Origin of the sequence: Pseudoclavibacter sp. AY1F1 (assembly GCF_002931075.1) — a bacterium.
Lineage (GTDB): Bacteria > Actinomycetota > Actinomycetes > Actinomycetales > Microbacteriaceae > Pseudoclavibacter.
This window is the reverse complement of sequence record NZ_PSTQ01000004.1, coordinates 115,018-140,476: the sequence shown is the minus strand read 5'-3', so window position 1 is coordinate 140,476 and position 25,459 is coordinate 115,018. Positions and strand designations below refer to the sequence as shown.

Here is a 25,459-nt window from a genome sequence, read left to right as displayed (position 1 = left end):
TGACCCGTCGAAAGATGAAGGTCGTTCGGAGGTACTGCAGGCCTCATTTGTGGCAGCCCTTCTGCGAGCTGAGGAAACGCGACGCGATGTTCTTCGACTAATGGCAAATCCACTCGTTTCGAGTGAAGAACTTGCCAGGAAGTTTCAAACCGACCGCCTTCTGCGCTTGGAGACTCTCACCATGAGACAGCATGGAGGGCGGGTTGAAATTCAAATAGAGCTCCCCGAAACGCTCAACGCAGAGACGAACCAGCTTGCCTTAGATCTCGAAATTGCTGTTGACATCGGGACAACTACGCCCGGCGTTACGCTTGGAGTTATTCGAGGAGGGCTCATTAACTCTGGCAAGTATCAAGGATCGCGTGTGCTTTCTTCCGGGATCAACCTGAAGCATCTTGCAGAAGGAAAAATATCGTTCTTGGAATTTCTCCTCGAGAAAGAAGTTGGTCTACTACGCAAGATTTTTTCCGGCGTATATGATCCGACGGTGCGACGTAAGAAGGACCTGCTTTGGGTCTGCATTGTTGATAGCTTTGCCATCGGAGGAGGCCTGCAGCTGGCCCTCGCCTGTGACCACGTGATCCTCGTCGACAACGCATGGGTAGCGCTCCCTGCTGTAAACGAAGGGATAATTCCAGGTGTAGCTCCTCTGCGACTCAGGGAGAGGGTTTCACTCTCCGCGCTCAGAGAGATCTTATTCAGTGGTAGGCGTGTTCCATCATCAGACGCTCTTTCCATCGGCCTAGTCGACACCGTCTGTTCCAGCGATGAACTAAGTGCGCGCATTTCTGATCTTGAAAAGCAGAGTCAGATTCCAGCGGTTCTGGCCAATAAGGCAATCGTTAACGGGACTGTCGAACCTGACGACATTTTCGCGAGATACATGGCCGATTTCGCGGAGGCACAGGCCGAACTCATCCGATCACCCGAAATGCTAGCCAGGACCCGAAATTTCATGGGCGGTTCTCATGAGTCTTGAAGCGGATGATGAGATCTATGGTTCCATTGACTTTCTGAACACGATTGCTCATCGCTATCCCGCGTCACTTTCCCTGGCTGCTGGCGCACCGACGCTAGACCATGTATCCGGTGAAACATTCATGGACGCCTTGAACGAGCGCAAGCGTGACCGAAGCATGTTCTCCTACCACGCAAGCCGCGGGTTGATCAACGACGTTCTAGCACGGCACCTCTCAGCTGTTCTGAGTGCAACTGTTGACCCAGGCGACGTGGTGGTAACAGTGGGTGCACAAGAGGCGATGCTTCTCATCATGCGTGCACTAGACATTCGAGAACGGGGCAGCCTTGGGATCGTCGCACCTGCGTTTCCTGGTGTGAGGGGTGCTGCCGCATTTCTTGACCTTCCGACCGTGGATATAGACGAGCGTAGCGACGGCTTCAATCCAGAAGATCTCGAGGCGGCGATTCTTCGAGCCAAAACTGAGGAAAAGCCGATACGTGCGGTTTATCTCGCGACAGATAATAGCAATCCATCGGGAAGCGTGCTGGATCTGCAGAGTCGCATCAAATTGCTGAAACTAGCCCAGATGTACGAGCTAATACTCATTGAGGACACCACATATGCCTTTACCTCTGATGTCCCACTGCCTTCACTAGCGGAGTTGGACACCAATGGCTGCGTCGTGCAGATAGGAACGTTCTCCAAACTAGTAAGTCCTTCTCTTCGTGTGGGATACCTCCTGACCGAAGTAGTTCACGACGGGGCCTCTCTAGCTAAGCGAGTAGCCCTGTTAAAGAACATGACTACTGTCAATACGCCAGCGCTCAGTCAGATTATAGTGGCTCGGATGTTAGAGAAAGACTATCCGCTCCTGTCGCGTGCGTCGAGAGGTCTTGGTAGGGCTTATCGAAAGCGCCTAAGTGCACTTCTCGCGTACTTGGATGAAATGCTAGGGGACTTGCGTGCATTCGGCGTAACGTGGTCCAGTCCGAGCGCTGGTTTCTTCGTGGTCGTGGAGACGCCCTGGCGAATGGGCGAGGAGCAGCTTGAACTGTCGGCCGCGGAATTTAAGGTTTTATGGACACCAATGCGATTCTTCTACAAGGGGGCCGCAGGCGACACCAGTCTCCGGCTCTCATGTAGTGCGATTCGAGAGGACGACATGAGGATAGCTGTGCACAGGCTTGGATGCTTCCTGACACATTTGCAGAGAACGGAGACCTTGTGAACGAGGCACAGGATTCAAAGCGGGCGAGCAAGGCCGAGATGGACGACTTTGAGCGTTTTGCACTAATAGTCAACGGTCCGGCATTATTCAATGCGATCGTAACGGCAATAGACCTCGACCTTTTTCGATTTTTGGAGGAAAGTCCGGGTCGGCAGATGTCGGAGATCGCAGAATCTCTTGAAGTAGAGCCATCGAAACTTCGGGTCCTGCTGTTCGCTATCTGTGCAACCGGGTTGGTCAAAAAAAGAGGGGAAGGCTATTCTAATTCAGCACTGGCATCTGACTTCTTCGCGAAGGCTGGCCAGGACAGTTGGTCGCGGATACTCCCTGGCTGGCGTGCGCTGTACTATCCCGCCTTCGCTCACCTGACGAACTCGGTGAAAGAGTCACGAAACGCAGCGCTTGATGCCTATCCCGGATCTGAAGATACCCTATACGCACGCTTGCAGAGGGACAATGTTGCGGAAGCCTTATTGCACGATGCCATGTCCGCGTTCACCCTGCGCTCCCTTCCATCGTTGCTGCAGAAGATGGACCTGGGTGGCTGCAGGCGACTATTGGACCTTGGCGGTGGCGACGGTACTACTGCACTTGCGTTGGTCGAGATGTATCCGGAGCTGCAGGTAACACTGGTGGATCTTCCCTCTGTGGCAGAGCGGGCTCGGGACGTGAACGATCATGAACGTATTGAGGTTTTGTCCGGTGATGCTTTTGCACTGACGTTTGACGAGGAATTTGATGCGGTGCTCTGCTCGCATTTCCTCGAAGTCTTCTCACCGACGCAGATTCTATCTATCCTGTCGGGCGTCCGCCACGCTCTCAGGAACAACGGGCGAATCTATATCTACGGCTTTGATCCCAACGACCAAGAGACGCGAGGGGTCTTCTCTGCCCGCCTTGCACTCTATTTGACGACTCTTGCTACGGGTAACGGAATGACCTACCCGGCGGGAGATTACGAAACTTGGCTCATTGAGTCGGGATTTGTGGATGTGTCCTCCTCACGCGGCCTTCCGTATGAGCACGGGTTGACGCAAGGGGTGAAAGTGGACTCACTGGGGTAGGTCAGAGTTAAAGCGTGATAGTTGCTCGTGAATCATGAGGACTGGTTGATTCGACGCCAAGGCAATCATATAACGCTGATGATTGTTGAGACGGACTAAGCCCACCCTGCAGAATGCAGTGGTTGTATCAATGGAGAGGAGGAGAACATGTTCACAGACACCGGAAGCTGGAAAGAGTCGGACGAGGACAACGTCCGCGAGTGAAAATAGTCAAGTGTGCCTTTGAAAGCGCATAGGGGGATAGGGGGAGCTAGCTGCCCCCCTATCCCCTGTAAACACGAATGAGCTGCCCTGATGAGTGTACTTCTCTTGATCTTCGCTGGTTTTTCAGTACTACTTGGATACGTTTTACCCTATCGTGCCGTTCTGCAGTGGCCCATGTTCACGAGCCATTCGTGCGTAGTCGCCGAACTTGAGCGGATAGACGGTAGTGACAGTGTCAAAGTTAACCCTTACGATTTCGTCGTATCGCACACGTTGGCACTGTCGAAGCGAGATTTTGATCTGTTTCTTGCATGGGCCTGTCTGCAGAATTGGAATCTTGGGGGTACAGTAACCCACTACGGATTGAACAAAGTCCAACTATATCGTGTCAGGAACACTCATGTGGTTGATTGATGCCATTGTCTTGGACTTTGACTATCAAACATCTGAGTGGCGGGTTCAGGTCTTCAGAGTTCTCTTGGGCTTGGCTTGTCTGGTAAAGAACATCGAAGCACTGCGCCATGGAGGGTGGAAGCGTTTTGAGAACGGCAGCTTCGAGCGCCATAGACTGATTAGTTCTCGACCGGGGGCTTCCAGGCTAGTGCTGCCATTATATAGGGTCGTTCTAATACTGCGAGTTTTTTGCGCATTCGGAATCATCGTGGGATTCGGCTTGTGGTTTTGGATTTCAGTGTTGATTTTGGCCTACTTGCTGGAATTATGCTTCGAGTTCCGTTTTCACACAGTATTCACTATTCTCATGTTGGCAATTCTTGCGACAGCACGAGCGCCCGGCGTCATGTTCAATTTCTCGCACGAGACCTCGAGCGCCAATACCTGGACTCAGGGTCTAGCGGTGGTGGCAGTCACTCACCTCTACGTCAACTCGGCCTGGATGAAACTTCGTTCGAGGCAATTCATGTCTGGCCGAACGTTGGCACAGTTCATTTACGTAAACAGTCTGATTGGGCCCTACTTGTCGTTTAGGGAGTTCTGGTATCCGCGATGGTTGGTGCGCGTTGCCGATATCAAGGAGTGGCGTTTTGCTGTCATCTGGAAAACTGCAGCGGTTATGACGGTCGTCGCCGAGATCATACTTCCCTTATTGCTTCTGTCTAATTTCACGTACGACTTAGCACTAGTTGCTGGAATTGTGATGCACGCGCTGTTCACGTTCCTGCTGCCGAGACGACTCCTTCCGTTCTCGATAGCAACAGTTTCAACGTACCTCTTATTTCAGCCGTAGTAATTCGATCGAAAGGATTATCATGCATCCAGTATTTTCTCACGCCCGATCAGAGTTGGGCCCTGCTTGGTCGCAAGCTCTGCTTGACGCATCGAAGAAGTTCGCGTCCGCTTCGTTGCCCGTGGAATCGCCGGCGCAGACCGTAGAAGTCGACATACATGTCGAGAGAATTCAAGACGGAGTCAAAGAACTTGCTGAGGAATACTCAAGAACAGGTGTGGCTCTTTTCAACTATTTGGGAGACGCGGAACTGCCGGTTCACCCTCTGTTACTAGTTGGTAGATTGCTGGCTGATGAGGTGGGCTGGCGAAGCGAGGTGGTGCACCCCGCCGAGCGTGAAGATGCTCGTGACGGCACGGTGAAGCTCTACCATTCCCCCAAATGGCTCGGGCCAGCGATGGACTCGTCAGCACTTGCAGTCCATCAAGATGGATTCGGTAACGCGGGAAGTGTTGAATCTGTCGGCCTATTTGTAGAGTCGGGCGGTGCACGCGCTGCAACCACATACTTCACTAATCTTGCACTGGTCGTCAGGAATCTGATGCTTGATGACCCGACGTCTGTGGAGGGACTCTTCGCCCCGGACGCCATTCACGTCACGTCTCGAAGAGGAAGTAGTAGCCTCAGGACTACGGGCCCGATTCTCTTCCTGGATGAATTGGATCGACCAGCTGTGAACTTCCGTGAGTCAGATTCAGACACGGTTGTGTCGATACGTGAAGATCTCTTGGATATGTATCATTATCTGCTGAGCGCGTCTCGACCCGGTGCTAGCGGGGTTCTTGAAGTTCAGTTCAATCAGACTGGAACAGGGGTATTCTCCAATAACCGTCTACTTGTGCACGGGCGCACAGCGTTCACTGACGGCGAGAGACAGCGGAGGGTCCTTGCCCGTAAATGGTGGAGTTCGTACGCTGGCTTCGAGAGGCCAATAAAGGTGCCTGGTTTCAGGGTGAGTCGGTTGTATTCTGAGGTACTGAACTCAGACCGCGTTGAAGGAGAATGGATCTTCGATGAAGTGTCTGGGCTCGAGTCTCGTGTTAGGTAGGGTTTGTCGTCCTGAGTGGGTCGTTGTTTGTGGTTGTCTTAGGAGGCGCCGATGAGAAGCATTATTGATTTGAGTCCGTTACGCGTCTCCCGTTCATTCAGGCTTTTCTGGGCAGGGACTTCTGCCCAGTCTCTAGCACGTCAGATGACCAACGTTGCAGTTCTTTTCCAGATCTGGGACATGACTGGTGATGCTTTTTGGGTTGGAGTTCTAGCCCTTGTGACTGCTGTCCCGATGATTGTGCTGGGCATGATCGGTGGCTGGTTGGCTGACAATTTTGATAGACGAGTGGTCATTTCCGTCACGACTTTAGGCGCTGTTATAGCGTCTCTCGTTCTTGTACTGCAGGCGTTTCTGGAGCTGAATTCTATCGCTCTACTTCTTGCTATCGTCTTTGTGCAGACATGCTTCACGTCTGCTGGAGGACCAGCTCGACGGAGTGTACTTCCGCGGATTCTGCCGGATCGAGTGCTTTCGGCAGGGTATGCCCTGACTCAACTCTCATTCCAAGTTGCAATGCTCCTCGGGCCAGTCCTTGGAGGAGTGCTGATTGCTACTTTCGGGCTGGGGGTGACTTACGGTGTGGAAGTAGTAGGGTTTACGCTTGCACTGCTCGGAATATGGAGCCTTCCGTCTATTCCGCCCGAGATCTCTGTGCGGAAGTTCAACCTTCAGAGTGTTTTTGCGGGTATCGCTGAGGTACGTAAACGTCCTGTCCTGCTGGGGTCCTTTCTGATCGATGCGTTCGCGACGATTCTGGTTATGCCGATCGCTGTGTTGCCTTTGCTGAATGCTGAGCGTTTTCTCAATTCACCGGACATGCTTGGCGTCTTGCTTAGTTCAATTGCGCTTGGTGGCGTCGTGGCGGGAGCGTTCTCGGGTCTGTACTCGAGGGTGCGTAGAATGGGTATTCTGCAGATCGTGAGCGCTGTTGTTTGGATAGCGTGTTTGGGAGCCCTGGCCTTGCCTGTTGGTCTTGCCGGCACGGTGGCATTACTGGCCTTAGCGGGTGCAGCCGACATGGTGGCCGTTGTAACGCGTGGAACGATGATTCAGCTGTCCACGCCCGATGAGCTACGTGGCCGGGTGAGCGCTGTTGAGCAGGTGGTAGGCGTCGCGGGTCCGGAGCTCGGAAACTTCCGTGGTGGAGTATCGGCTAGCCTACTCGGCCTTGGACCGAGCATAATTGGGGGTGCTCTGGCTGCACTTGCTGTAGTTGCTTGTACTTATTTTGCTATTCCGGCAGTTCGTGATTACAAGCTGGAGTCGGATTCGGTCTGATCTGGCCATTCTCCTACACATCGCTAAGCTGACGCAGGTTCTGTGGCATCAAACCAGGCGAGTTACCTCGCGGCGCTCTTGCGCCACGGCCTCTCGGTTGTGGTGGATGGTGGGGATTGGGTTCTGGCAGTTATGGAGTTAGTATGTCAAGTCTAGTTTTTGCGAATGATTTCGATCCGCGATTCTACTCCAGGCGTGATATCTCGGTCTGGGCTCAGAGAGTTTTCTGGCTCGTAGAACCCGACGATATCGTGGTCCTTCCGGCGGAGCATGATCGAGAGTTTTTGGAGTATGTGTGTTCGCTCCGTGGTATCCCAAGCGCGTCACTCACATTAGTGGTCCCGCCACCGGGATCCTCCGGCTACAGGTTGATGACAGGTGACCGGTTAAGGAATTCCGTCTTTGTGAACCATCTTAAGGATGTTCTTGAGCATAGGCCTGTGGATCGAGTCTGGAGTCTCTGGCCATCCAATGACGTGGCTCATGTGGCGCTCATGTGTGGAGTTGAGAATCTTATGCAGGGCTACGATTTTGTTGCGCAAGGCGGCGGAGTCAACGCAAATAGTAAAGCAACATTTCGACAGATCGCTGCGAGTAGTGGCGTTGCTGCGAGTGACGGTTTTGTTTGTGCTGACTCTGGAGAGATGTCCTGGGCAATTAAATTGCTACTCTCGGAACCAGGTAGCGCTTGCATGGTTAAACGAGTATTCGACACTGCCGCTAGCGGCAATGAGATAATCTGCAGGGCCGACAGTTCGTTGTCGGATTCTGTTGGCTCGTTGTCGGTGCGAGTACTTTCTGATGTCGAGCAGAGCGTGGAGGATTACGTCAGTGAACGATGGGACTGGGCTAGCTTCGGTTCTAGGGAAATGGTCGTTGTTGAGGGGGTTGTCCGTGATTCTCTTTCGGTATACGTCGAAACGGACATATCCGATCGTGGTATTGAAATTAACGGTTCCGGATTAATGGTTTATGATCCCGCTCCTAGTCGTCAAGTTATCCCGTTGAGCTCTCGTGAGCCTTGGTTTGAAGATCTACATGAAGGTGCTGTGGAGCTTTCCAGGGTTTTGTTCTCTATGGGCTACCGAGGGCACGCTAGCTGCGACGCAGTCGTGGACCAAGAATCAAAGGTTACATTCACTGAGATCAATGCGCAGATTACCGGTTCGACACATGTTCATCAAGGTGTCTTGAATTTACTCGAGGAGGGACCGGCCCAGTTCTCCGGAGTGGTTTGTGAGTTTGTCTGGAGTGAGGACTGGCACATTCAGTCTTTTGTGGAGATGATCGATCTGGTCGACGCTCTTGGTCTGGCTTACAATGCGGACTCCTGCACGGGTGTGATCTTGACACTTCCCTTTAGTGAACGCCATTCTTCGTCCGTCTTCTGCGTCGCGGAGCGTGATGAGGGATCAGCTCTCGTCGTACGGGACAGCTTGGCTGAATCACTATCGAGTCGGTGATTACTCTTCGTGTCGCTGTATTCCGTAGTTGACTTGCCGCTTTCTGCGTGGGATAGGTGTGTGTCGTTTGAGTTCGCGTCGAAGCTATCGTCTTCTGGCCATGAGATGAATTAGATGGCTGATGTCGCGATAGGGGCTCATCTTGGCGGCCATGATTTCAGCAGCGAGCAACTCTTCGTCCGGTTGCCCCAGCGTGTCGTCTGCGTAGCTTTCTGTGAAAGTGCGAACGCCGTACCATATATCGAGGTCCAGGTCGTTTCTGTCAAGTTCTTCCTGGAGTTCCTGTATTGCGTGCGCCCGGTGCAGAGGGTGCTCGCTTCTCTCACCCCGGAGCGCGCCAAGCACGGAGTTCCAATCGCTTCTTTCTGCATATTTAAACACTTGGGCTGCCTTGTTTCGCGTAACCACTGATAGTCTCCCGGTCTTGTTCATAAGTCCCGTAAGAGCGGTGATTGAGCTCGCTAGATCCGGCAGATACATGAGGACGGCGTGACACATTACTAGGTCGTAGCCTTGTCCGCCTACGGCTTGACTAGCACCCTGGAGGTTCGCGTCCAGTAAATGGATGCGGTCGGTTACAGCCTTCGGGCAATTATCTAGGGTTTCTCGCATGATGGTGCGCATGCTGGATGACGGTTCGATGCATGTTACGAAATGGCCACGCTTGGCCATTTCGATCGCGAGGTGCCCTGGTCCGCTACCCACGTCGATGATTGATATTGGGAATGACGGCAGAACCGATTCAACCTGGTCCAAGAGTACGAGGAGCCGGGTCTGGCCGCGAGTGGTTCTATAGTGATCGCTTGAGAACTGTTGTGCTTGTTCGTCCCAATTTATTCCCACTTTCTGTGCCCCGTTCTATGTGTGTTGGAAAGTATTGCGTTTGAGATCACGAGTGGAGTTGTCGGCTGAGAGCTGCAACTTCTGTTGAATCTTCGTACTTTTGAGTTGTCCTCGCTCCGAGAAGCTAAGGTGATCGGTTCGCCTCGCCTTCAAGCTGGACTCGGTGTCAGTGCGTTGGGGCGTCGGGTTGTAGATCGGTCACTAACTACATTTTTGCCTATCTCCATGCTGAAGTGTCCTGAATCGGAGATAGCCCTCGGAGATTTCGCGTGTTTTGTAGTGGGTTTCGCCAGCAACAACTTGGTCGATGCAAGAAAGCTCATGCTGCAATCGTTACATGTCAGAGAATTAGTGCCCTTTTACCTGTTCGCGATTGGGTGTCCGACGAATCGATTGTCGATGCAGGTCTATGGTCTCATCTTGGAAGCCGCTAAGTTTAGCCGCAAGGCCCGTGACGAGAACGCTTGTGCGTCCTCTGACCGACTGGCTCATTGCTCCTGGGGCTGTACATCTCTGCTGGTCTGAAGTGCAACAGCGTTGTTGAGCGAGATGCCCAGATTGGTTCTGCAGTCGCCAGGCTAGCCCACATGGTTCTCGTAGCGTTTGATGATCTCCGAGGCGACGCGGCCCCGCTCAGAAACTTGGTGACCGTTCTCGCGCGCCCAGGCTCGGATCTGTGCAAGATCGGGGCGCTTGCGTGCGTTCGTGGACGTCGTACCGGTTGTCGCGGGCTTCGCTTGTCGGGCGGCTTCGACGTAGCGATTCAACTGGCTGCGAAGTTTGGTCGCGTTCTTGCTGTTCAGGTCGATCTCGTACGACTTTCCGTCGAGGCCGAAACTAACCGTCTCTCCTTCTCCCTCGGCGAGTTCGGTCTGGTCTATGTCGTCGATGAGCTGGTAGATAACTTTGCGAGCCACGGGATTCCTTTGTTCAGACGAAAGATGTTCCTCAGAGCACAGAGGGCTAACAGCAGCGTAGAGCGGACGCGAGCGAAAACCTGGGCGACGTATCCGAGCCGCGCGCGTTTCGTAGACTCGCGACATGCGAATCGGTGACGAGTTGATCTATCGGGCTAAAGACACGGACGCGTCACAACGCGTGCAGCTCCTCGCGGTTGAGGAGGCGAAACGTCCGGTGCGCTACCGCATCGTGTTCCTCAACGCTGCTGAGGACGAGGAACGGGAATTGTCCGTGCCGGGTGTTCGACTTCGTGGACCGTGGTCATCGGTCGTCGAGTACGACGAGCTCATGGCCAACTGGGATCGGCTCCGAGATCTCGAGCTGACCGAGGGCGAAGATTCCGCCTGTTATATGGTCTTCGACGAGCTCATCGCCGGTGAAGTCGCCAGCATCGAGTCAAAGCCCGTCAAGTGGACGACGCGCATCCGTGATCGGGCGGCGTTCGAGCAGATCATCGGAGCAAGCGCGCTCGAGACGATCACGCAAGAGCTGCCCTCGTTCGAGACCGATGAGGGGCTTTACTTATCTCCGAAAGGCACGCTAGCGGTCGCAGAAACCCTAGCGTCCAAGCGCCCTGCTCCATTCCTTGAGTGGGTCGACCTTGACGAGCGAGAGTGCAAGACGCGGAGCAAGTACGGTCGCGAGTTTCGTGACTCCACCATCAACGAGAGACGCGGCACCTCCCCAGAATGGGAGTTCGAGCAGTACCAGCAGCGCGATCGCCCGCTCCATGAGTTGCTGCGGGCGTGGTGCGGTCACCGGGCCGTGACTCTGTACGAGCGATTGGCGGCGGCCGAGGCGGAGGTGCTCCGGCTGACCGAGGTCACTACGCAGGTCATCAACCAGCTACAACGTCTCGAGCATACGCAGGCTGCGTGGCTCCTCGAGCGAGAGCTCGAAGAAGGGCGCATCACCCCGTGGAACTACCGCAGCGTCGTCAACCGGCCGCTGCGCCCAGACGAGATCCCGGTTCAGTACGTCAACCGGCCCAGACGGTGGGGCTAACTCACCACTGCGGCCTGGGCGTGTGCTCCTGCAGCTGGGTGTAACTCGGCTCGGGTATGCGTGGCGCCTGCGCACCCTGAATGAGCGGATCGATTCGATCAGCCTCCTGTTCGATTTCACGCGCCCACTCGAGTGCTGCTTCACCGCGACTTCGATCTGTCTCAACGTTCTTGCGGATTGCGCTCGCGTAAGCGCGCAGCCTCCTTGCCTCCTGCCAGTGTTCGGCCTGCTCCTGCATCGCTTCGGTTAGGAACGCTGCTCGGAATGAAGCGCGAGCCAAGACCTCGTCGTGGCGTCGCTGCCTTTCCTTTTCATCATGGACGCGGTCGGCTTCTTCCTGAGCCGCAGTGAGTTGGTTGCAGCGGAGTTTCATCTCCTCGAGGACCTGTGCAAGATGGTCTTCGAGTCGCGGGCCTTCCTCCTCGGGAGCAGCGTCCGACCAGGACGACGCCCAAAACTGCTCTCCCTGCCCCTCGAGCTTGAGCGTCAGGTTCTCGCTCGGCACCTCGTCGAAGTCTGGAAACAAGTAGCCGCGCTTCGCACGGGTGGTCTCCCGCTCGCTGGGCTCGTGGGGCACCTTGTCGATCGGCTGCCGAAACCAGAGCTGGAATCGGTGGGCTCCAGTGGCGAACTCCACTTCGTCGCGTCGAACGTCACCACTCCAGTTCAGCTTCTTGCCGATGACCGCCCGGGCCGAGAAACCCTCGCTCCTGGCTGCTTCGACGAGCGCCTGCATGAGTCGGAGCGCTCGATGTCGAGCAGTATTGCCTTGAATAGTGAACGTGTCGCTCGCGGAAAGTGCCTGCGTGACATCGTTTGGGTCCGTTAGCCGCGCGGGGACAGGAATCGCGTCGAGCACGCGCGTCTGCCACTCGGGCAGAGGGCCGAGGCGAACCGCTAAGCGGACAGACTTCCCCTCCTCGTGTCGCGCGAAGGTAATCTCCCACCCGTCAGGGATCCGACCATGTCGCTTGGCTAGACCTGCCAGCTGCTTGAAACGCGGCTGCTCGTTCCAGTCGACCAGGAGGGTGCCGTCTGCTGCTTCGTGGAAGTTTGCCATGAACTTGTCCAAGGGGCGCGGAAGTCTGCTCATGGTCCCCACTTTCGCCTTGCCTGGCCCAGGTTTGAGCAAGGGCAGAATGGACTCATACTGACAACGTTGCCCAAAGGGGGCGGCCCGACAAGGCGGTGCGCGAGGCGCCGCAGCGGTCGTGCTCGAGCGGGAGGCGCGCCGATTCGGATGAGCACTTGACGCCGAGTTGTCATATCGCAAAGATAGCAAACATGACATCTTCGGCGACGGTCCCGGAAGCACTTCGGGCCATTAGGTCAAGCCTCGACCTCACGCAGGCGGGGCTCGCGGAACGACTCGGCGTGTCCTTCGCGACGGTGAACCGGTGGGAAGGCGGCGATGGGAGCATAAAGGTGCAGAAGGCAAAGCTGCAGAGCATTGTCGCCCTCGCCGAGGAGGCTGGCGTCGACTTCGCCGATCCAGGCAACGCACCGATCGTGAGCACTGGACGCCGTCGGCGCCCGGGCAAGGCTGACCCCAGAACGACGAGGCGCATGGAGCAGATGCTCTGGGACGCCGCCTGTTCGATTCGCGGTGAGAAGGACGCGGCCAAGTTCAAGGACTACCTCCTGCCGCTGCTCTTCATGAAGCGCCTCTCGGACGTCTTCGATGACGAGATCTCGCGCCTGGCTGAGGACTACGGCGACCGCGATGTCGCCCTGGAAATTGCCGAGTCCGACCACTCGTTGCTCCGCTTCTATCTGCCGCCTGAGGCTCGCTGGGCGGTGATCTCAGACCGGGAGACATACCAGTGGCCGTCGGACGAACGCGGGCGGTCGACCTCCCCGAAGGACATCGGGGAGCACCTTACGAAGGCCGTCCGGGCGATCGTCCGCTACAACCCGAGCTTGGCTGGCGTGATTGACATTGTCGACTTCGCCGAGGTGCGAAACGGCGAGCGTGACATCAACCCGTCCAAGCTCAAGGATGTCGTCCAGGCCTTCTCGGACCCCCGCTACCGCCTCGGCTTGGCCGACGTGCAGCCCGACTTCCTCGGTCGCGCCTACGAGTACCTGCTCCGGAAGTTCGCTGAAGGTTCGGGCCAGTCCGCAGGCGAGTTCTTTACACCGACCGAGGTCGGTTTCCTGATGGCTCGGATCCTGCGCGCCAAGCCGGGTGACACCTGCTATGACTATGCCTGCGGCTCTGGCGGACTCCTCATCAAGCTCCAGCTCATCTCTCGAGAACTCGACCCAACTAGCAAGGTGCCCCTCAAACTCTTTGGCCAGGAACTGCAAGCCGAGAGCTACGCCGTCGCCAAGATGAACGCGATCATCCACGACATGGACGTCGATATCCGCCGCGGTGACACCATGATCAACCCCAAGTTCCGGGACACAGGTGGCGGGCTCCAGCGATTCGACATCGTGGTCGCGAACCCGATGTGGAACCAGATCTTCTCCACTGAGATGTTCGACAGCGATCCCTACGATCGCTTCACGAAGTCCGGTGGTGTCACGTCAGGCAAGGGCGACTGGGCGTGGCTCCAGCACACGCTGGCCTCACTGGACGACGGAGGCCGCGCCGCGGTCGTTCTCGACACCGGGGCCGTGACGCGAGGTTCGGGTTCCAAGAACGAGGACAAAGAGCGCAACGTGCGCAAGTGGTTCGTCGACCGTGACTACATCGAGGGTGTCATCCTGCTGCCGGACAACCTCTTCTACAACACCGGTGCCGCGGGAATCATCGTCGTCCTCAACAAGCGCAAGCCCGCTGCGCGCAAGAACAAGATCGTGCTCCTGAACGCGTCTCGACGAGCGCGCAAGGGCCGTCCAAAGAACTACCTCGTGGAAGACGAGCTCCAACAGCTCGCTGACCTGTTTCGCGCGGATCATTCGGTTGAGGGCGAGGTTGCGATCATCACCACAGACGATGCTCGCGATGCCGGCTACAACCTCAGCCCGAGTCGGTGGGTGCCGCAGGGTACTGTGAGTAATCCTGCTGACATTCCAACGCTAATTGGCGCACTTCGCGCGCTCAGTATCGAGCAGCGCGCTTCCGATGAGCGACTGATGAAGATGCTCGGAGGGTTGCTCTCGTGAGTAAATGGCGAGATTCCACTCTTGGCGGAGAGATTGAGCTGTTGTACGGCAAGGCCCTCCCCGCTCATGTGCGCGCTCCGGGCGATTTCGTCGTTTACGGCTCAAACGGGCCGGTCGGCGTGCACGATGTCGGACTCATCGATGGTCCCGGAATCATCGTGGGCCGAAAGGGGTCTGTCGGAGAGGTGGTGTACTCGAGCGAAAGATTCTGGCCGATCGATACGACCTACTACGTGAAGAATAGGAGCGGTCTGGATTGGAGATATCTCTATCACCTGCTGGGAGCGAGTGGCCTTACGAAGTTGAACAGCCACAGTGCTGTGCCCGGCTTGAACAGAGCTGATGCCTACTCGATTCCTGTCCGAGTGCCGCCGCCATCCACCCAAGTGGATATTGCGCGAGTGCTTGACTGTCTGTCGTCTGCGGTTGAGCTTGAGACGCGTACCTTGCGTGCGGCTGAGGACCTGGTGAACGCTACGATCTCCGTTTCTTTCGGAGTTGGACTCAACGGTGGGGCGATGCAGGAGACGTCGATTGGTCCGATTCCCGTCGGGTGGGAACTCCGAACAATTTCGGAGCTATGTGAGATCTGGAGCGGGGGCACCCCGCGAAAGTCGGTACCTGAGTTCTGGGTTGGGGAAATCCCCTGGGTTTCTGGAAAAGACCTCAAGCGACCTGTGATTGCCGACGCGATCGATCACATCTCCGAGGCCGCCGTCGACGCCGGCAGTCGGCTTGCGCCCGAAGGCGCGGTACTGCTGCTTGTCCGAGGGATGGGCCTTGCGAAGGACTTGCCCGTCGCGACGGTCGCACGCCCGATGGCCTTTAACCAAGACGTCAAGGCGCTAGTCCTCAAGGGCGCCTACAGTTCCTACCCCGGACGTCTTCTGCGATCGGCGATCTACGCCGGTAGGGCGCGAATGCTCAGCCAGATCGTTCCGTCGGCTCATGGGACGATGACGCTCAACCTGAATGACGTCGAGACATTCGAGGTGGCGTGGCCCACCGACATTCACGAGGCGATGGCAGTAGTGGCGGCGGCGGATGCTGGCGAGCACAAGGTGGCCGTGCATCGCAGACGCGTTGCCGTTCTCGAGCAGCTCTTGGCCGCGCTCGCTGACGGTCTCTTGTCCGAGGCCATTGATGTGAGGGATGTCGACCTGTCAATGCTTTCCCACGTAGATCAGGGTCTCGAGGAGGCGCTCGTATGAGCACGCTCAAAATCGGGGAGGCTAATACCGTTCAGTTCCCCATGGTTGGCCACGCCACCGAGGTGGGCTGGACGCCTCTGACGCCGTTCGAGGCCGAGTCTCTTCGGCACGGACGTCAGAACATGCTCTTCGCGGACGTGCTTGAGGAAAAGATCCTCGACCTCAACCCGTGGCTCAGCGAGGACCAGGCGCGTTCGATTATCGAGACGATCGAAGCGATCACGTCGAGCATCGAGGGCAACTGGGACGTGCTCAAGTGGATGCGTGGCGAGCACATGTGGCGCGATGAGAACGAGAACCGGATGCGATCGGTCCGCCTCATCGACTTCGACCACCCCGAGAACAACGCCCTGCATGTCACCTGGGAGTGGCGCATCGATCCGGTCGTTCGCAAGGGCAACAGGGCCGACGTCATGTTCGTGGTAAACGGCATCCCCGTGTCCATCGTTGAGCACAAGAACCCCAAGGATAGCGACGCGCTGACTCGGTCAATCACTCAACTGCGTCGGTACGAGATCGAGACGCCGGAGCTGCTCGCTCAGGCCCAGCTCCACAACGTCACGCACCTGCTCGGGTACTGGTACGGCGTGACCTGGAACGTCAGTCGTCGCTTCATCTTCAAGTGGAAGCACACCGAGGACGAGGAGTACCGCTCAGCGGTTCAGGCGTTCTTCGAGCCGCACGATTTCCTGCGCACCCTCAAGGACTGGATCCTCTTCTACATCGAGGACGGTGAGACCAAGAAGTCGGTCCTGCGCGAGCACCAGCGCGTGGCAGTCGACAAGATCGTCGCCCGCTGCGCGGAACCCGAAAAAGACCGTGGCCTGATCTGGCACACCCAGGGCTCCGGCAAGACCTTCACGCTGCTCACGGCCGCGAAGCAGATCCTCGAAAACCAGTCCCGCTTCGCCGGCTCCACAGTCATCCTGGTGGTCGACCGAAATGAGCTGGAGGGGCAGCTCAACGGCTGGGTCGAGCGCCTCATCGGTGAGATGCAGTCGAGCGCCATCGCCTGGCGCCGAGCCGACAGCAAGGCCGACCTCCAGGACATCTTTGACTCGGACTTCCGCGGCCTGGTGGTCGCCATGATCCACAAGTTCGAGGACATCCGGAAGGACAGCTCGCTCCGCGACAACATCTACGTCTTCATCGACGAGGCGCACCGCTCCGTGGCTGCCGACCTCGGTTCCTACCTGATGGGAGCCGTGCCCAACGCCACCATCATCGGCTTCACCGGCACACCCGTCGGCAGCACTCGATCCGGCTCTGGTTCCTTCCAGATCTTCGGAGCGCAGGACTACGATGGCTACCTTGATAAATACTCGATCATAGAGTCGATCACGGACGAGACGACGCTGCCGATCAAGTACATGTTGGCGCCGTCCGAGATGACCATGGCCACCGAGGACCTGGAGGAGCAGTTCTTCGCGATCGCGGACGAAGACGACGTGACCGACATCGAGGAGCTCAATAAGGTCCTCGACCGAGCCGTTGGGTTGCGGGCGTTCCTTGGCTCGGATGACCGTATCGAAAAGGTCGCGAAGTTTGTGGCGGAGCACTTCAAGGAGAACGTGGATCCGCTCGGCTACAAAGCCTTCATGGTAGCCGTCGACCGCGAGGCATGCGCCAAGTACAAGCGCGCGCTCGACCGCTACCTCCCCAGCGAGTGGTCGGAGGTCGTCTATTCCAAGAACCCGAACGACATCGTCGACCGGCCCGATGTCCACGCCCTGCAGATCTCGGAGAGTCGCGAGGAGGACGTCCGCAAGCTGTTCAAGAAGGCTGACGTAGAGCCCAAGATCCTGATCGTCACCGACAAGCTCCTGACCGGCTACGACGCACCCGTGCTCTACACGATGTACCTCGATAAGCCAATGCGTAACCACGTCCTGCTGCAATCGTTGGCCCGCGTGAACCGGCCGTACATCGACGCCGACAACGTCATGAAGCGGATCGGCTTGGTCGTCGATTTCGTCGGGATCCTGCGCAACATCACGAAGGCGCTCAGCTTCGACGCTGCCGACGTCAATGGTGCCCTCGAGGATCTCGATCTCCTGATGGCCAGCCTTCACGAGAAAATCGCGGCAGTCGCTGTGAACTACCTTGAGGTCGATAGCGCCCTCTCTCCGGACGCCCAGTTGGAGAGCGTCGTCTACGGACGGTTCCTCGACCCGGAAGCGCGCAAGACCTTCTACGACGACTATAAGGACGTGGAAGCGCTTTGGGAGATTCTGTCGCCCGACGCCCAGCTCCGTGACCACATCACAACTTACAAGCGCCTGAGTCAGCTATACGCCGCGGTACGGGCGGCGTTCTCTGAGACCGGTTCCTTTCTTGGAGATCTTGAGCACAAGACCAAGCGTCTGATCGAAGAGGGGGCGATCCAGGAAAGGCTGGGTCGTTTCTCGAAGGTCGTCACGTTCGACATTCACGCACTGGAGTCTCTCAAGACCGATGACGGCCCGGATGAGGGCAAGGTCTACAACCTGCTGCGCGGTCTGAAGAAGGAAATGGAAGACGACCCGGCTGGAGCCGTGGTTCTTCAGAGCATTCGGGTCAAGGCCGATCGCATCCTCCAGGACATGGAGACCCGCAAGATCAACGGGCTCGCGGCGATGGACGAGCTGATGGCCCTTGCCCGCGAGAAGGCCGAGGCCAAGGAGCAAGCCGAGGCGAGCGGTCTGTCAGGCATTGGCTTCGCGGTGTTTTGGACGCTCAGCCACGAGAGCCACTCGGAAGCCGCAGGGTTCGATGCCATGACGGCGGCGGGGGAAATCGAGTCTGTTCTTGCGAAGTTCCCAACGTGGCAGGAGAACTCGGAGGAGCGTCGCCGGCTCCGGGCACAGCTCTACAAACCGGTCCTGGCGCTATCCAAGGACGATCGTGCCGCGGCCATCGACAAGATCATGCAGGTGCTGGAGGAGACCAGCTGATGGCTGCCAAGTCGCCGCTTTATCCCGAGGACCAGCTTCGGCGCCGTGCCATGAGCTGGGCGATCACGATTAAGGTCAATCCGGAGCAGATCCAGGTCCGGCGCCTGCCAGGCAAGTGGGGCTCCTGCGCCCCGGATGGCATCGTGACGTTCGCGGACGACCTTGCAAACGAAGCTGAACCCTTCCAGGACTACGTCATCGTCCATGAACTCTTGCATCTTCGCCACCGGCATCATGGCAAGCAGTTCAAGGCATTGATGAACGCTCTCGTGCCGGACTGGCGCGACCTTGAAAAGCAGAGTAGGCGCTCTGCCGATCGCGAACCTGCGCGATTGAGAGCGACGGGATGGGCGACCGATGCCGACGATTGAGGGGCAAGTGCGTGCCGCGAGCAACGGCATCGAGACGAACATCTCGATGATCACTGCCGATCGCGGTTTTCTCTCGAAGAACGTGCTGCAGTATCTGCGCGACCTCGTTGAGGCGATGATCGTATGGGCGCACACTGGCGATCCGTCCGAGCGATTCAGCTACCAGACACAGTTCGACCCGGCACGCGACTTCGCGAAGTCCCAGGCGAAGTACCGGCCACTCACGCGCTTCCACGCGATGCTGCAGGTCAGCGTGTCGCACTTCACGCTCGACGAGGACCCGTCCGAGCGCCTGATGTTGAAGTACTACGAGTACCTCCTTCGCACCCGCCAGATCGCGAAGGACCATCTCGGCATCGAGATCCTGCGAAACCTCGAGAAATTCCCGCTCGACCTCGATCCACTGCTACGCGAATACCACGAGAAGATCGCGACGAAGATCGAAGCGCCCGGGCTGATTCCGCCGGGCGGGCCGCGCCGCGACCGCTACTACGTTCTCAACTCTCGGCCGTTCTACGCGAGCGGGCGAATCTACTACGAGGTCACGTTCGCGCCAGCGCACAACCGAACGAGCAAGTTCGATCGCATTATCGGCTTCACCAACATCGAAGTCTCGGACTCGTACGCCGCGAACATGGAGCTGGAGAGCGCTTCGATCGACGTCTTCGGGCAGGCGATGCCGATCGTTCTGATTCGCTCATGGGAGGTGTCGATCCGCCCCTGCGAGTTCAACAACTACGCTCGCTTCTTCGGCCACCAGATGAAGGTGGGCGCGGGGCAGCTCGAGTACCGCAAACTCATGCAGTACCTCACGACGACCAAATTCAGCCTGCTCGATCTGATCGACATGACCGACGCGGACTTCGCGCACATCCGGACCTGGGCGACGGACGGCATTAAGCGGGCCGACGAGATCTTCACCATGCTCCAGAGCTCGCGCGACATCATCCGCAGGAACCGACCCGGCACGCGGCTCCTGCGCTACCTACTGCTCGGCATGAACAACAACGTAGTGCGCGCGCAGTACCAGCCCGACCGCTGTGGCTGGCTGTCGAACCTCTACATCACGCCGATGTCAAGGCCATTCGACACCATGCCCTTCTGCACGTACCCGCGGCGCCACACGCCGCGCTTCTACGACCTGGCCACGGCGATCGGCAGCAAGGGGCGCGAGCACGAGTTTCTAGCGCGGCGCGTCATGAACAACGTCGAACAGCACGGCGTCATCTACACGCCCGATGCGGGCCTCGAAGACTTGGGTGACTTGGATCAGCTGGTCACGACCTACAACGGGTTACTTCCACCGACCCAGAAGCACAAGCCCCGTATCATGGCCCACGACAAGGGGCATGTCCTCATCACCGGGTACGAGAACGACTCGGTCACGATCATCAACGAACTGCAGGCAATCGCCGCGAGCGGCCTGACCGACCACGAGACGGATGCAAAGGCGTGGCTCGCCGGCAACCCATTCGAGATCGATGATGACCTGAAGTCCGACGCCCTCACCCGGCTGTTCGCGGAGTCCAAAGTCGCTCTCATTTACGGGGCCGCCGGTACTGGCAAGACCCAAATGGTCGAGCACATCGCGTCATACTTCGATCGAGCTCGCCAGCTCTTCCTTGCCAAGACCAACACCGCCGTCGACAACCTTCGGAGCCGCGTCGAGGCGAGTGATGCCTACTTCAGCACAATCGACAGCCACCTCGGCTCGGGGCCGACAGGTTCACTGCACTACGACCTGCTCGTCATCGATGAGTGCAGCACGGTCAGCAACTCGGATCTGCTCAAGGTACTCGACCAGACCTCGTTCGATCTTCTGGTGCTCGTGGGCGATGTCTACCAGATCGAGTCCATCGAGTTCGGCAATTGGTTCCGAACCATCCGCTCTTACATCACGCCGGACTCGGTCTTCGAACTCACCGAGCCATACCGCACCAAGGACGACGCACTCCTGACGCTCTGGAACCGGGTACGCACGCTAGATGACCGGATCGAGGAGTCCATCTCCGGAAGTGACTACGCGGCCCCGCTCGACGCGTCCCTCTTCAAGCGCGCGGACCCGGACGAGATCGTGCTGTGTCTGAACTACGACGGCTTGTACGGCATCAACAACATCAATCGCTTCATGCAGACGAGCAACGCAGAGCTCGCTGTCGTGTGGGGCGACTCGACGTTCAAGGTCGGGGACCCTGTGCTCTTCAATGAGACAGATCGCTTCCGGCCGGTGATCTTCAACAACATGAAGGGCACAATCACCAAGATCGACTACGCCCCGGGTCAGATCACGTTTGATGTTGACATCAAGCGCACCGTCACCACCACGGACCTGTGGGGAACGGACCTACGTTGGGTGTCGGACACAGTCGTGCAGTTCGACGTCTTCGAACGGGCGAACACGGATGACGATGACGATTCCGCAACGACGGTGCTGCCATTCCAGATCGCCTACGCCGTATCGATCCATCGTGCGCAGGGTCTTGAGTTCTCCAGCGTCAAGGTGGTCATCACCGATGCCAACGAGAAGCGGATCTCGCACAGCATCTTCTACACCGCGATCACCCGGGCCCGTAAGCACCTCAAGATTTATTGGACGCCCGAGACGCAAAAGCGGGTACTTGGCCGCATGGTCGTGAGCGAGAACACGAAAGATGAGGCGCTGCTGCGCGCCAGGCGCGGTGTCGTTCCTGTCGCACAGAGGCCGCGGATGCAACACGCACGACAGGCGCCCTGAGCTCGCAACACCGACGAGAGGCGAAGCGCACACCACTCAGAGCAAGGATGAGTAGGTCAAGGCCGTTGTGATCGGCATGGCCCTGGGCGTGCTCGTCCAAGGCATCGACGCCGTGACGAGCAACAAGATGGCGCTCGAGCTCGAATTCAATCACGCATGGAGGAGCTGGCCGCAGGCGCGGCACAACGACGAAGCGAAAGCCAACGCGTCGAAGCCAGGGGCGACTGACACACCTGAACTCAAGCAGTCGAAGTGAGGTACTTGCGGATCGTCTTGTGATTTCGCTCGACCCGACGGGCGATGGTCTTGTAGCCGAGCCCCTGTGCGTAGAGCTCGCGCCAGTGTGCGATCTCGTCGTCTGTCGGCACAGCTACTCGAGATCGGACGCCTGCGGTGGCGAGGTGCCTCATGATCGTGCCGCGGTTGTGGCCGTACTTCTCGGCCAGGTCGTAGGCAGACATGCCAGCTTCGTAGTCAGCGACGATCAACCGGAGACGATCGCTCGTGACCCGAGCGTAGGAGCGATGCGCTTGCCGCTGCCCCACCTCGTCGACAGGCTGCGAAGCACAAGCGTCCTGCAGGGTGCGCCAACCCCGGTCAATCTGTTCTGCATAGCAGGAGAACAGCCCGGGCTGACAAGATTTGAACTTGCGACCCCTTGGGAGGATCCGGTCGATTTCCGGTCTCCGCCGATCGTCTCGGGAACTCGCGGATTCCCTTGTGTTTACAGGGAACCAGGCGGTTCGCTTGGTACGAGTGTAGCCGGTTGGTGGCGGTTTTTGGCGGGTAAATTAGATGGGTTCTTGATTGGCCGGGCTCGGACTCGCGCCAAGAACAATTGACGGGTTCGAGCGGGATCCGGATGGCGTGGGGATCACTGAGAGTCCGCCTGCTTTCGCGGTTATCGTGGCGGTCGTTCTACGGCACGCGCAGACGCAGTGATGTCCGCCAGGCCGCCGATACCAATGGCTGACGCATCGCGGGGTGCTTTGGGACTGAGCCAGCCACTCCACGGGAAGTGCAAGGCGGTGGTCAAGGCCAGAACGCGTTTTGCTTCGGGACGGCTCTCGAAAACGAGAGAGGTGTTGCATGTCCCCCTCGTGCGGCGCGACGGCGCAGAGGACTAGTTCCTCAGCCGGATATCCTGAGCAGGTGAATCCGCTTGCTCCGTTCGACCGCCAGGACCCATGTTGGTGCGGGTCCGGAAAAACGTATCGTCTATGCCACAAGCGATTCGCAGCACCACGTCATCCACCAGGAGCGCCTGTCAGGCCTGACGACGATGAATTCATCAGTCTGAGTCCGGATGTTCAGCTAGCGCGGACTGCTATTCCTTCGATGATGCCTGCCGGCACCCCACTCACCCTGCCGCCGGACGGGCCTACCCAGCGACCTCTGGGAGCTACCGCGTTCGACCGAGCTGTGGCAGCCTCCACGCCCGACGATGACCCAGCGACGGCTCAGGAGTTAGGACGCACACGAGTTGCTCTATTGCGCGAACTCGCTGCGCTCCCCGAAAGCGATGAACCCCTGAAGGACAGCTACATCGAAGCGATTGCGTCGTTTGCGGTGGACGCGTGGAAGACGTCAAGCTCGCTCCGTCAACTGATGCCGCGCCGGACCATCCTCTGGAATGAGGAGCTGGCAGTCAACAAGCTCATCGGACGCACCATGCTTCTCGCTGACCATGTTCTCTACCCAGATAGTCTGCTCCGCGCGCTTCGATCCACGCCGACAGCGCGGAGGGTGAGAGCGCTCGCTATCGAGGAGATGGAGTTTCAGCACCTTCTGCGCGGCGGGCACGTGCTTCCAATGCCTGACAGCGTCGCCGAGTTCATCGGAGGCAGATTGATCCACGACGCGACCGAACTTGCTCTCGCTAACGACTCCCTGGTGCGGTTCGTCCGGTCTCAGCTCGTGGTGGAAGGACCAAGCGCCCGTGAAGTCTTGTTCATCAACGCTGTGGATGACATCGAGCACAGCCCGGGTATGTGGTTTTACGGCCGTACGGATCCTGAATCGATCACTGAGGCTGACCGATCCATTGGCTTTCGGATGCTCCAGTCTTATGACCCGCAACACGACTATTCAGCTTGGATCAAGAAGGAGTCAGACACCGCTCTAGCGAACTATCTGCAGCGCACGGAGCGGCGGCTAGCAGTAGCCGACGTGCTCGGATCGGAGTACGTTGCCGCCTCTCCATTCGAAGCGCGCATGCTCCAGCGCAGAGATAGCAATAGGTCCAGTCTTGCGAATACAGCACTGTGGGCAGACGTTCCTTCGCTAGCGAACCTCGGAGCGAAGGACCTCGCGCGCATGCTGTCGGCTGAAGACGCAGTGGAAGACCTTCGAGTGCGAGTGCGCATCGCAATGGAAAGCGCCCCAGACTTCGGTTCGCAGATCTCCTCCATCCGCGCTGTAGCCTCCGACATCGAACAAGCTTCGCGAGTGTTGAACAAGCGCATGGGAACGTATCGCAGCTTTGCCCTCACCGCGCCGGTGATCGCTGGGGGCATGGGTCTAGTCGTGGGTTCAGCGGGTGGTGTGGCAGGTTTCGCGGGTGCGACACTCGGACTGGTCGGGGCCATCAGCCCCGCCATTGGGGAACGATTGAACCAGCGCCGCGAGGCAGCATTCCTCTTCACGATGCCAAAGCGAAAGCGCAAGTAGACCTAACTGCCGCCGCTCGAATAAGATTCGAGACTCGGATGCTTCATAGGTGATGGGAACTCTCCGGCACACCGGCCAGGCACGAGAGGGGCCCTCGGACGCTTCAAGGCTCACCTCACTAGGACCCACCCCTTCTGGGCGAACCTCATCGAGGTGTGGTTCGGTGCCTTCGACCGTCAGGCCTCCGCCGGCGAGTCTTCATATCCGCCAGAAGCCGTGCGTCCAGCGATGGCTGACACGACCGCGCCCACTGGTTCGTGTGGCCCAAGGCCACCGAGCAAGTCGTGACAGAGTCGAGCCGCTCAAGTACATCAAATCCGTGCCGTTGGTGGCAGGCTCTAGCTATGGCTAAGTCAGACCCGCAACTCCTAGACCTGTCAGGAATGGACAATCGCGAGAACGCGATTTCTCGGGCGTCTCATGGCTGCCCGCAGGAGTATACGGCGGTGGCTAAGAGGCACATGTCGAAGCAAACTACACTCACCGCGGAGTTCATGCTGTTCGGGTCGTTCGTCTCACGTATGCGGGGACTCCACGAGGGGGTTACACGAGAGATCGTGAACAACAACCCGCACGCCGTCCTACCCTTGATTCGAGCCTGGGTCGAGACCATCACCATCGGCCTCTACGTTCTCCGAAACCCCGGCTACGCAAAATTCCTTATGGAAGGTCCTGGGGATAGCCGACCGGCGAAGAAGAGCTTTCAGGCAATGTTTCATGCTGTTCGTGACGACGCGGGGCAACTTGAACCGGTCTACCGCCAACTCTCTGAATACAGTCACTTCGGCCCACTAGCCATCTGGAACGCGCACTCTCTCGACGACCAGGACGAGCGGCGTGTGACTTGGACGGATGCGCCGCGTTGGCGCGATGAACAGCATTTCCAGATCGCCTGCGCGCAGGCCGCGGAACTTGCGGCCGCGGGACTACGAACCCTAGATGCGCTGGGGCCCCTGCTCATCGCGCCGAACGCCCCAGGAGGAAACACAGGTCGTGGTCGTGGGCGCGATCTATGACTCCACAGGGGCAGAAGCGCCGTGAAGGACCCCGCCGGGAGACTTTCACAGGCATGAATAACGGCACCGAAGGCTCGCCCATCAGCGCCCGCACCACAGCAGCCGCT

20 protein-coding genes and 2 pseudogenes are annotated in these 25,459 nt (G+C 58.0%); 18 read left to right on the top strand and 4 right to left on the bottom strand.

Features of this window, described 5'->3' with window-relative positions:
- Positions 1 to 100 precede the first annotated feature (100 nt).
- The 8 genes and pseudogenes from C5B85_RS08910 (at position 101) to C5B85_RS18945 (ending at position 8,495) form a co-directional block, all read left to right on the top strand.
- Positions 101 to 979, top strand: a complete 879-nt coding sequence (locus C5B85_RS08910) for an enoyl-CoA hydratase/isomerase family protein (RefSeq protein ID WP_181064358.1) — start codon at positions 101 to 103, stop codon at positions 977 to 979.
- Positions 969 to 2,189, top strand: coding sequence for a PLP-dependent aminotransferase family protein (locus C5B85_RS08905; protein WP_104285672.1), 1,221 nt, complete (start codon positions 969 to 971; stop codon positions 2,187 to 2,189). The genes C5B85_RS08910 and C5B85_RS08905 overlap by 11 nt, the downstream gene beginning before the upstream one ends.
- A complete protein-coding gene (locus C5B85_RS08900) occupies positions 2,186 to 3,253 on the top strand; it encodes a methyltransferase (RefSeq protein ID WP_219819381.1) in 1,068 nt (355 codons plus the stop codon). The genes C5B85_RS08905 and C5B85_RS08900 overlap by 4 nt, the downstream gene beginning before the upstream one ends.
- Before the next feature lie 604 nt (positions 3,254 to 3,857).
- Positions 3,858 to 4,703, top strand: a complete 846-nt coding sequence (locus tag C5B85_RS08895) for a hypothetical protein (protein WP_104285671.1) — start codon at positions 3,858 to 3,860, stop codon at positions 4,701 to 4,703.
- 121 nt (positions 4,704 to 4,824) lie between these two features.
- On the top strand, positions 4,825 to 5,751 hold the full coding sequence (locus C5B85_RS18950) for a TauD/TfdA family dioxygenase (protein ID WP_181064357.1): 927 nt from the start codon (positions 4,825 to 4,827) through the stop codon (positions 5,749 to 5,751).
- A gap of 51 nt (positions 5,752 to 5,802) precedes the next feature.
- The gene (locus C5B85_RS08890; protein ID WP_104285670.1) at positions 5,803 to 7,032 is read left to right on the top strand and encodes an MFS transporter; all 1,230 of its coding nucleotides are present in this window, start codon (positions 5,803 to 5,805) and stop codon (positions 7,030 to 7,032) included.
- A 143-nt stretch (positions 7,033 to 7,175) separates the two neighbouring features.
- Positions 7,176 to 7,526, top strand: a pseudogene (locus C5B85_RS19775) (hypothetical protein); the annotation flags it as partial.
- A gap of 21 nt (positions 7,527 to 7,547) precedes the next feature.
- Positions 7,548 to 8,495: a hypothetical protein gene (locus tag C5B85_RS18945; protein WP_146077903.1), complete on the top strand. Its 948-nt coding sequence runs from the start codon at positions 7,548 to 7,550 to the stop codon at positions 8,493 to 8,495.
- An 84-nt stretch (positions 8,496 to 8,579) separates the two neighbouring features.
- On the opposite strand, the gene C5B85_RS08885 is transcribed toward C5B85_RS18945, so the two are convergent.
- Positions 8,580 to 9,338, bottom strand: a complete 759-nt coding sequence (locus C5B85_RS08885; RefSeq protein ID WP_104285669.1) for a methyltransferase — start codon at positions 9,336 to 9,338, stop codon at positions 8,580 to 8,582.
- Between the two features lie 578 nt (positions 9,339 to 9,916).
- A complete protein-coding gene (locus tag C5B85_RS08880; protein WP_104285668.1) occupies positions 9,917 to 10,255 on the bottom strand; it encodes an Lsr2 family protein in 339 nt (112 codons plus the stop codon).
- A gap of 124 nt (positions 10,256 to 10,379) precedes the next feature.
- Here C5B85_RS08880 and C5B85_RS08875 point away from each other — a divergent pair, with 124 nt between their 5' ends.
- Entirely contained in the window at positions 10,380 to 11,303 is a 924-nt protein-coding gene (locus C5B85_RS08875) for a hypothetical protein (RefSeq protein ID WP_104285667.1), read from the top strand.
- A gap of 1 nt (position 11,304) precedes the next feature.
- Here C5B85_RS08875 and C5B85_RS08870 read toward each other — a convergent pair whose 3' ends face one another.
- Positions 11,305 to 12,396, bottom strand: a complete 1,092-nt coding sequence (locus C5B85_RS08870) for a hypothetical protein (RefSeq protein WP_181064354.1) — start codon at positions 12,394 to 12,396, stop codon at positions 11,305 to 11,307.
- 191 nt (positions 12,397 to 12,587) lie between these two features.
- Between C5B85_RS08870 and C5B85_RS08865 the strand changes: the two genes are divergently transcribed.
- The 6 genes from C5B85_RS08865 to C5B85_RS08840 all read left to right on the top strand — a co-directional run bounded on the left by C5B85_RS08865 (position 12,588) and on the right by C5B85_RS08840 (position 21,922).
- Entirely contained in the window at positions 12,588 to 14,417 is a 1,830-nt protein-coding gene (locus C5B85_RS08865; protein WP_104285665.1) for an N-6 DNA methylase, read from the top strand.
- Complete coding sequence (locus tag C5B85_RS08860; protein WP_104285664.1) at positions 14,414 to 15,628, top strand: restriction endonuclease subunit S; 1,215 nt, start codon at positions 14,414 to 14,416, stop codon at positions 15,626 to 15,628. The genes C5B85_RS08865 and C5B85_RS08860 overlap by 4 nt, the downstream gene beginning before the upstream one ends.
- Positions 15,625 to 18,561, top strand: coding sequence for a type I restriction endonuclease subunit R (locus C5B85_RS08855; RefSeq protein WP_104285663.1), 2,937 nt, complete (start codon positions 15,625 to 15,627; stop codon positions 18,559 to 18,561). The genes C5B85_RS08860 and C5B85_RS08855 overlap by 4 nt, the downstream gene beginning before the upstream one ends.
- Positions 18,561 to 18,932 (top strand): M48 family metallopeptidase, encoded by a 372-nt coding sequence (locus C5B85_RS08850; protein ID WP_104285662.1) that lies wholly within the window; start codon positions 18,561 to 18,563, stop codon positions 18,930 to 18,932. The genes C5B85_RS08855 and C5B85_RS08850 overlap by 1 nt, the downstream gene beginning before the upstream one ends.
- Entirely contained in the window at positions 18,919 to 21,666 is a 2,748-nt protein-coding gene (locus C5B85_RS08845) for an ATP-dependent RecD-like DNA helicase (RefSeq protein WP_104285661.1), read from the top strand. Before C5B85_RS08850 ends, C5B85_RS08845 begins: the two co-directional genes overlap by 14 nt.
- 67 nt (positions 21,667 to 21,733) lie before the next feature.
- Positions 21,734 to 21,922: a hypothetical protein gene (locus C5B85_RS08840; protein ID WP_104285660.1), complete on the top strand. Its 189-nt coding sequence runs from the start codon at positions 21,734 to 21,736 to the stop codon at positions 21,920 to 21,922.
- On the opposite strand, the gene C5B85_RS08835 is transcribed toward C5B85_RS08840, so the two are convergent.
- The gene (locus C5B85_RS08835; protein ID WP_146077901.1) at positions 21,906 to 22,127 is read right to left on the bottom strand and encodes a hypothetical protein; all 222 of its coding nucleotides are present in this window, start codon (positions 22,125 to 22,127) and stop codon (positions 21,906 to 21,908) included. The genes C5B85_RS08840 and C5B85_RS08835 overlap by 17 nt on opposite strands.
- Positions 22,128 to 22,755: 628 nt before the next feature.
- On the opposite strand from C5B85_RS08835, the pseudogene C5B85_RS19770 reads away from it, so the two are divergent.
- From C5B85_RS19770 to C5B85_RS08825, 3 genes and pseudogenes are all read left to right on the top strand, one after another.
- Positions 22,756 to 22,896: pseudogene (locus C5B85_RS19770) on the top strand (SEC-C metal-binding domain-containing protein); the annotation flags it as partial.
- 261 nt (positions 22,897 to 23,157) lie between these two features.
- Entirely contained in the window at positions 23,158 to 24,336 is a 1,179-nt protein-coding gene (locus C5B85_RS08830; RefSeq protein ID WP_258070683.1) for a hypothetical protein, read from the top strand.
- 461 nt (positions 24,337 to 24,797) lie between these two features.
- On the top strand, positions 24,798 to 25,352 hold the full coding sequence (locus C5B85_RS08825; RefSeq protein WP_146077900.1) for a hypothetical protein: 555 nt from the start codon (positions 24,798 to 24,800) through the stop codon (positions 25,350 to 25,352).
- Positions 25,353 to 25,459: the final 107 nt, after the last annotated feature.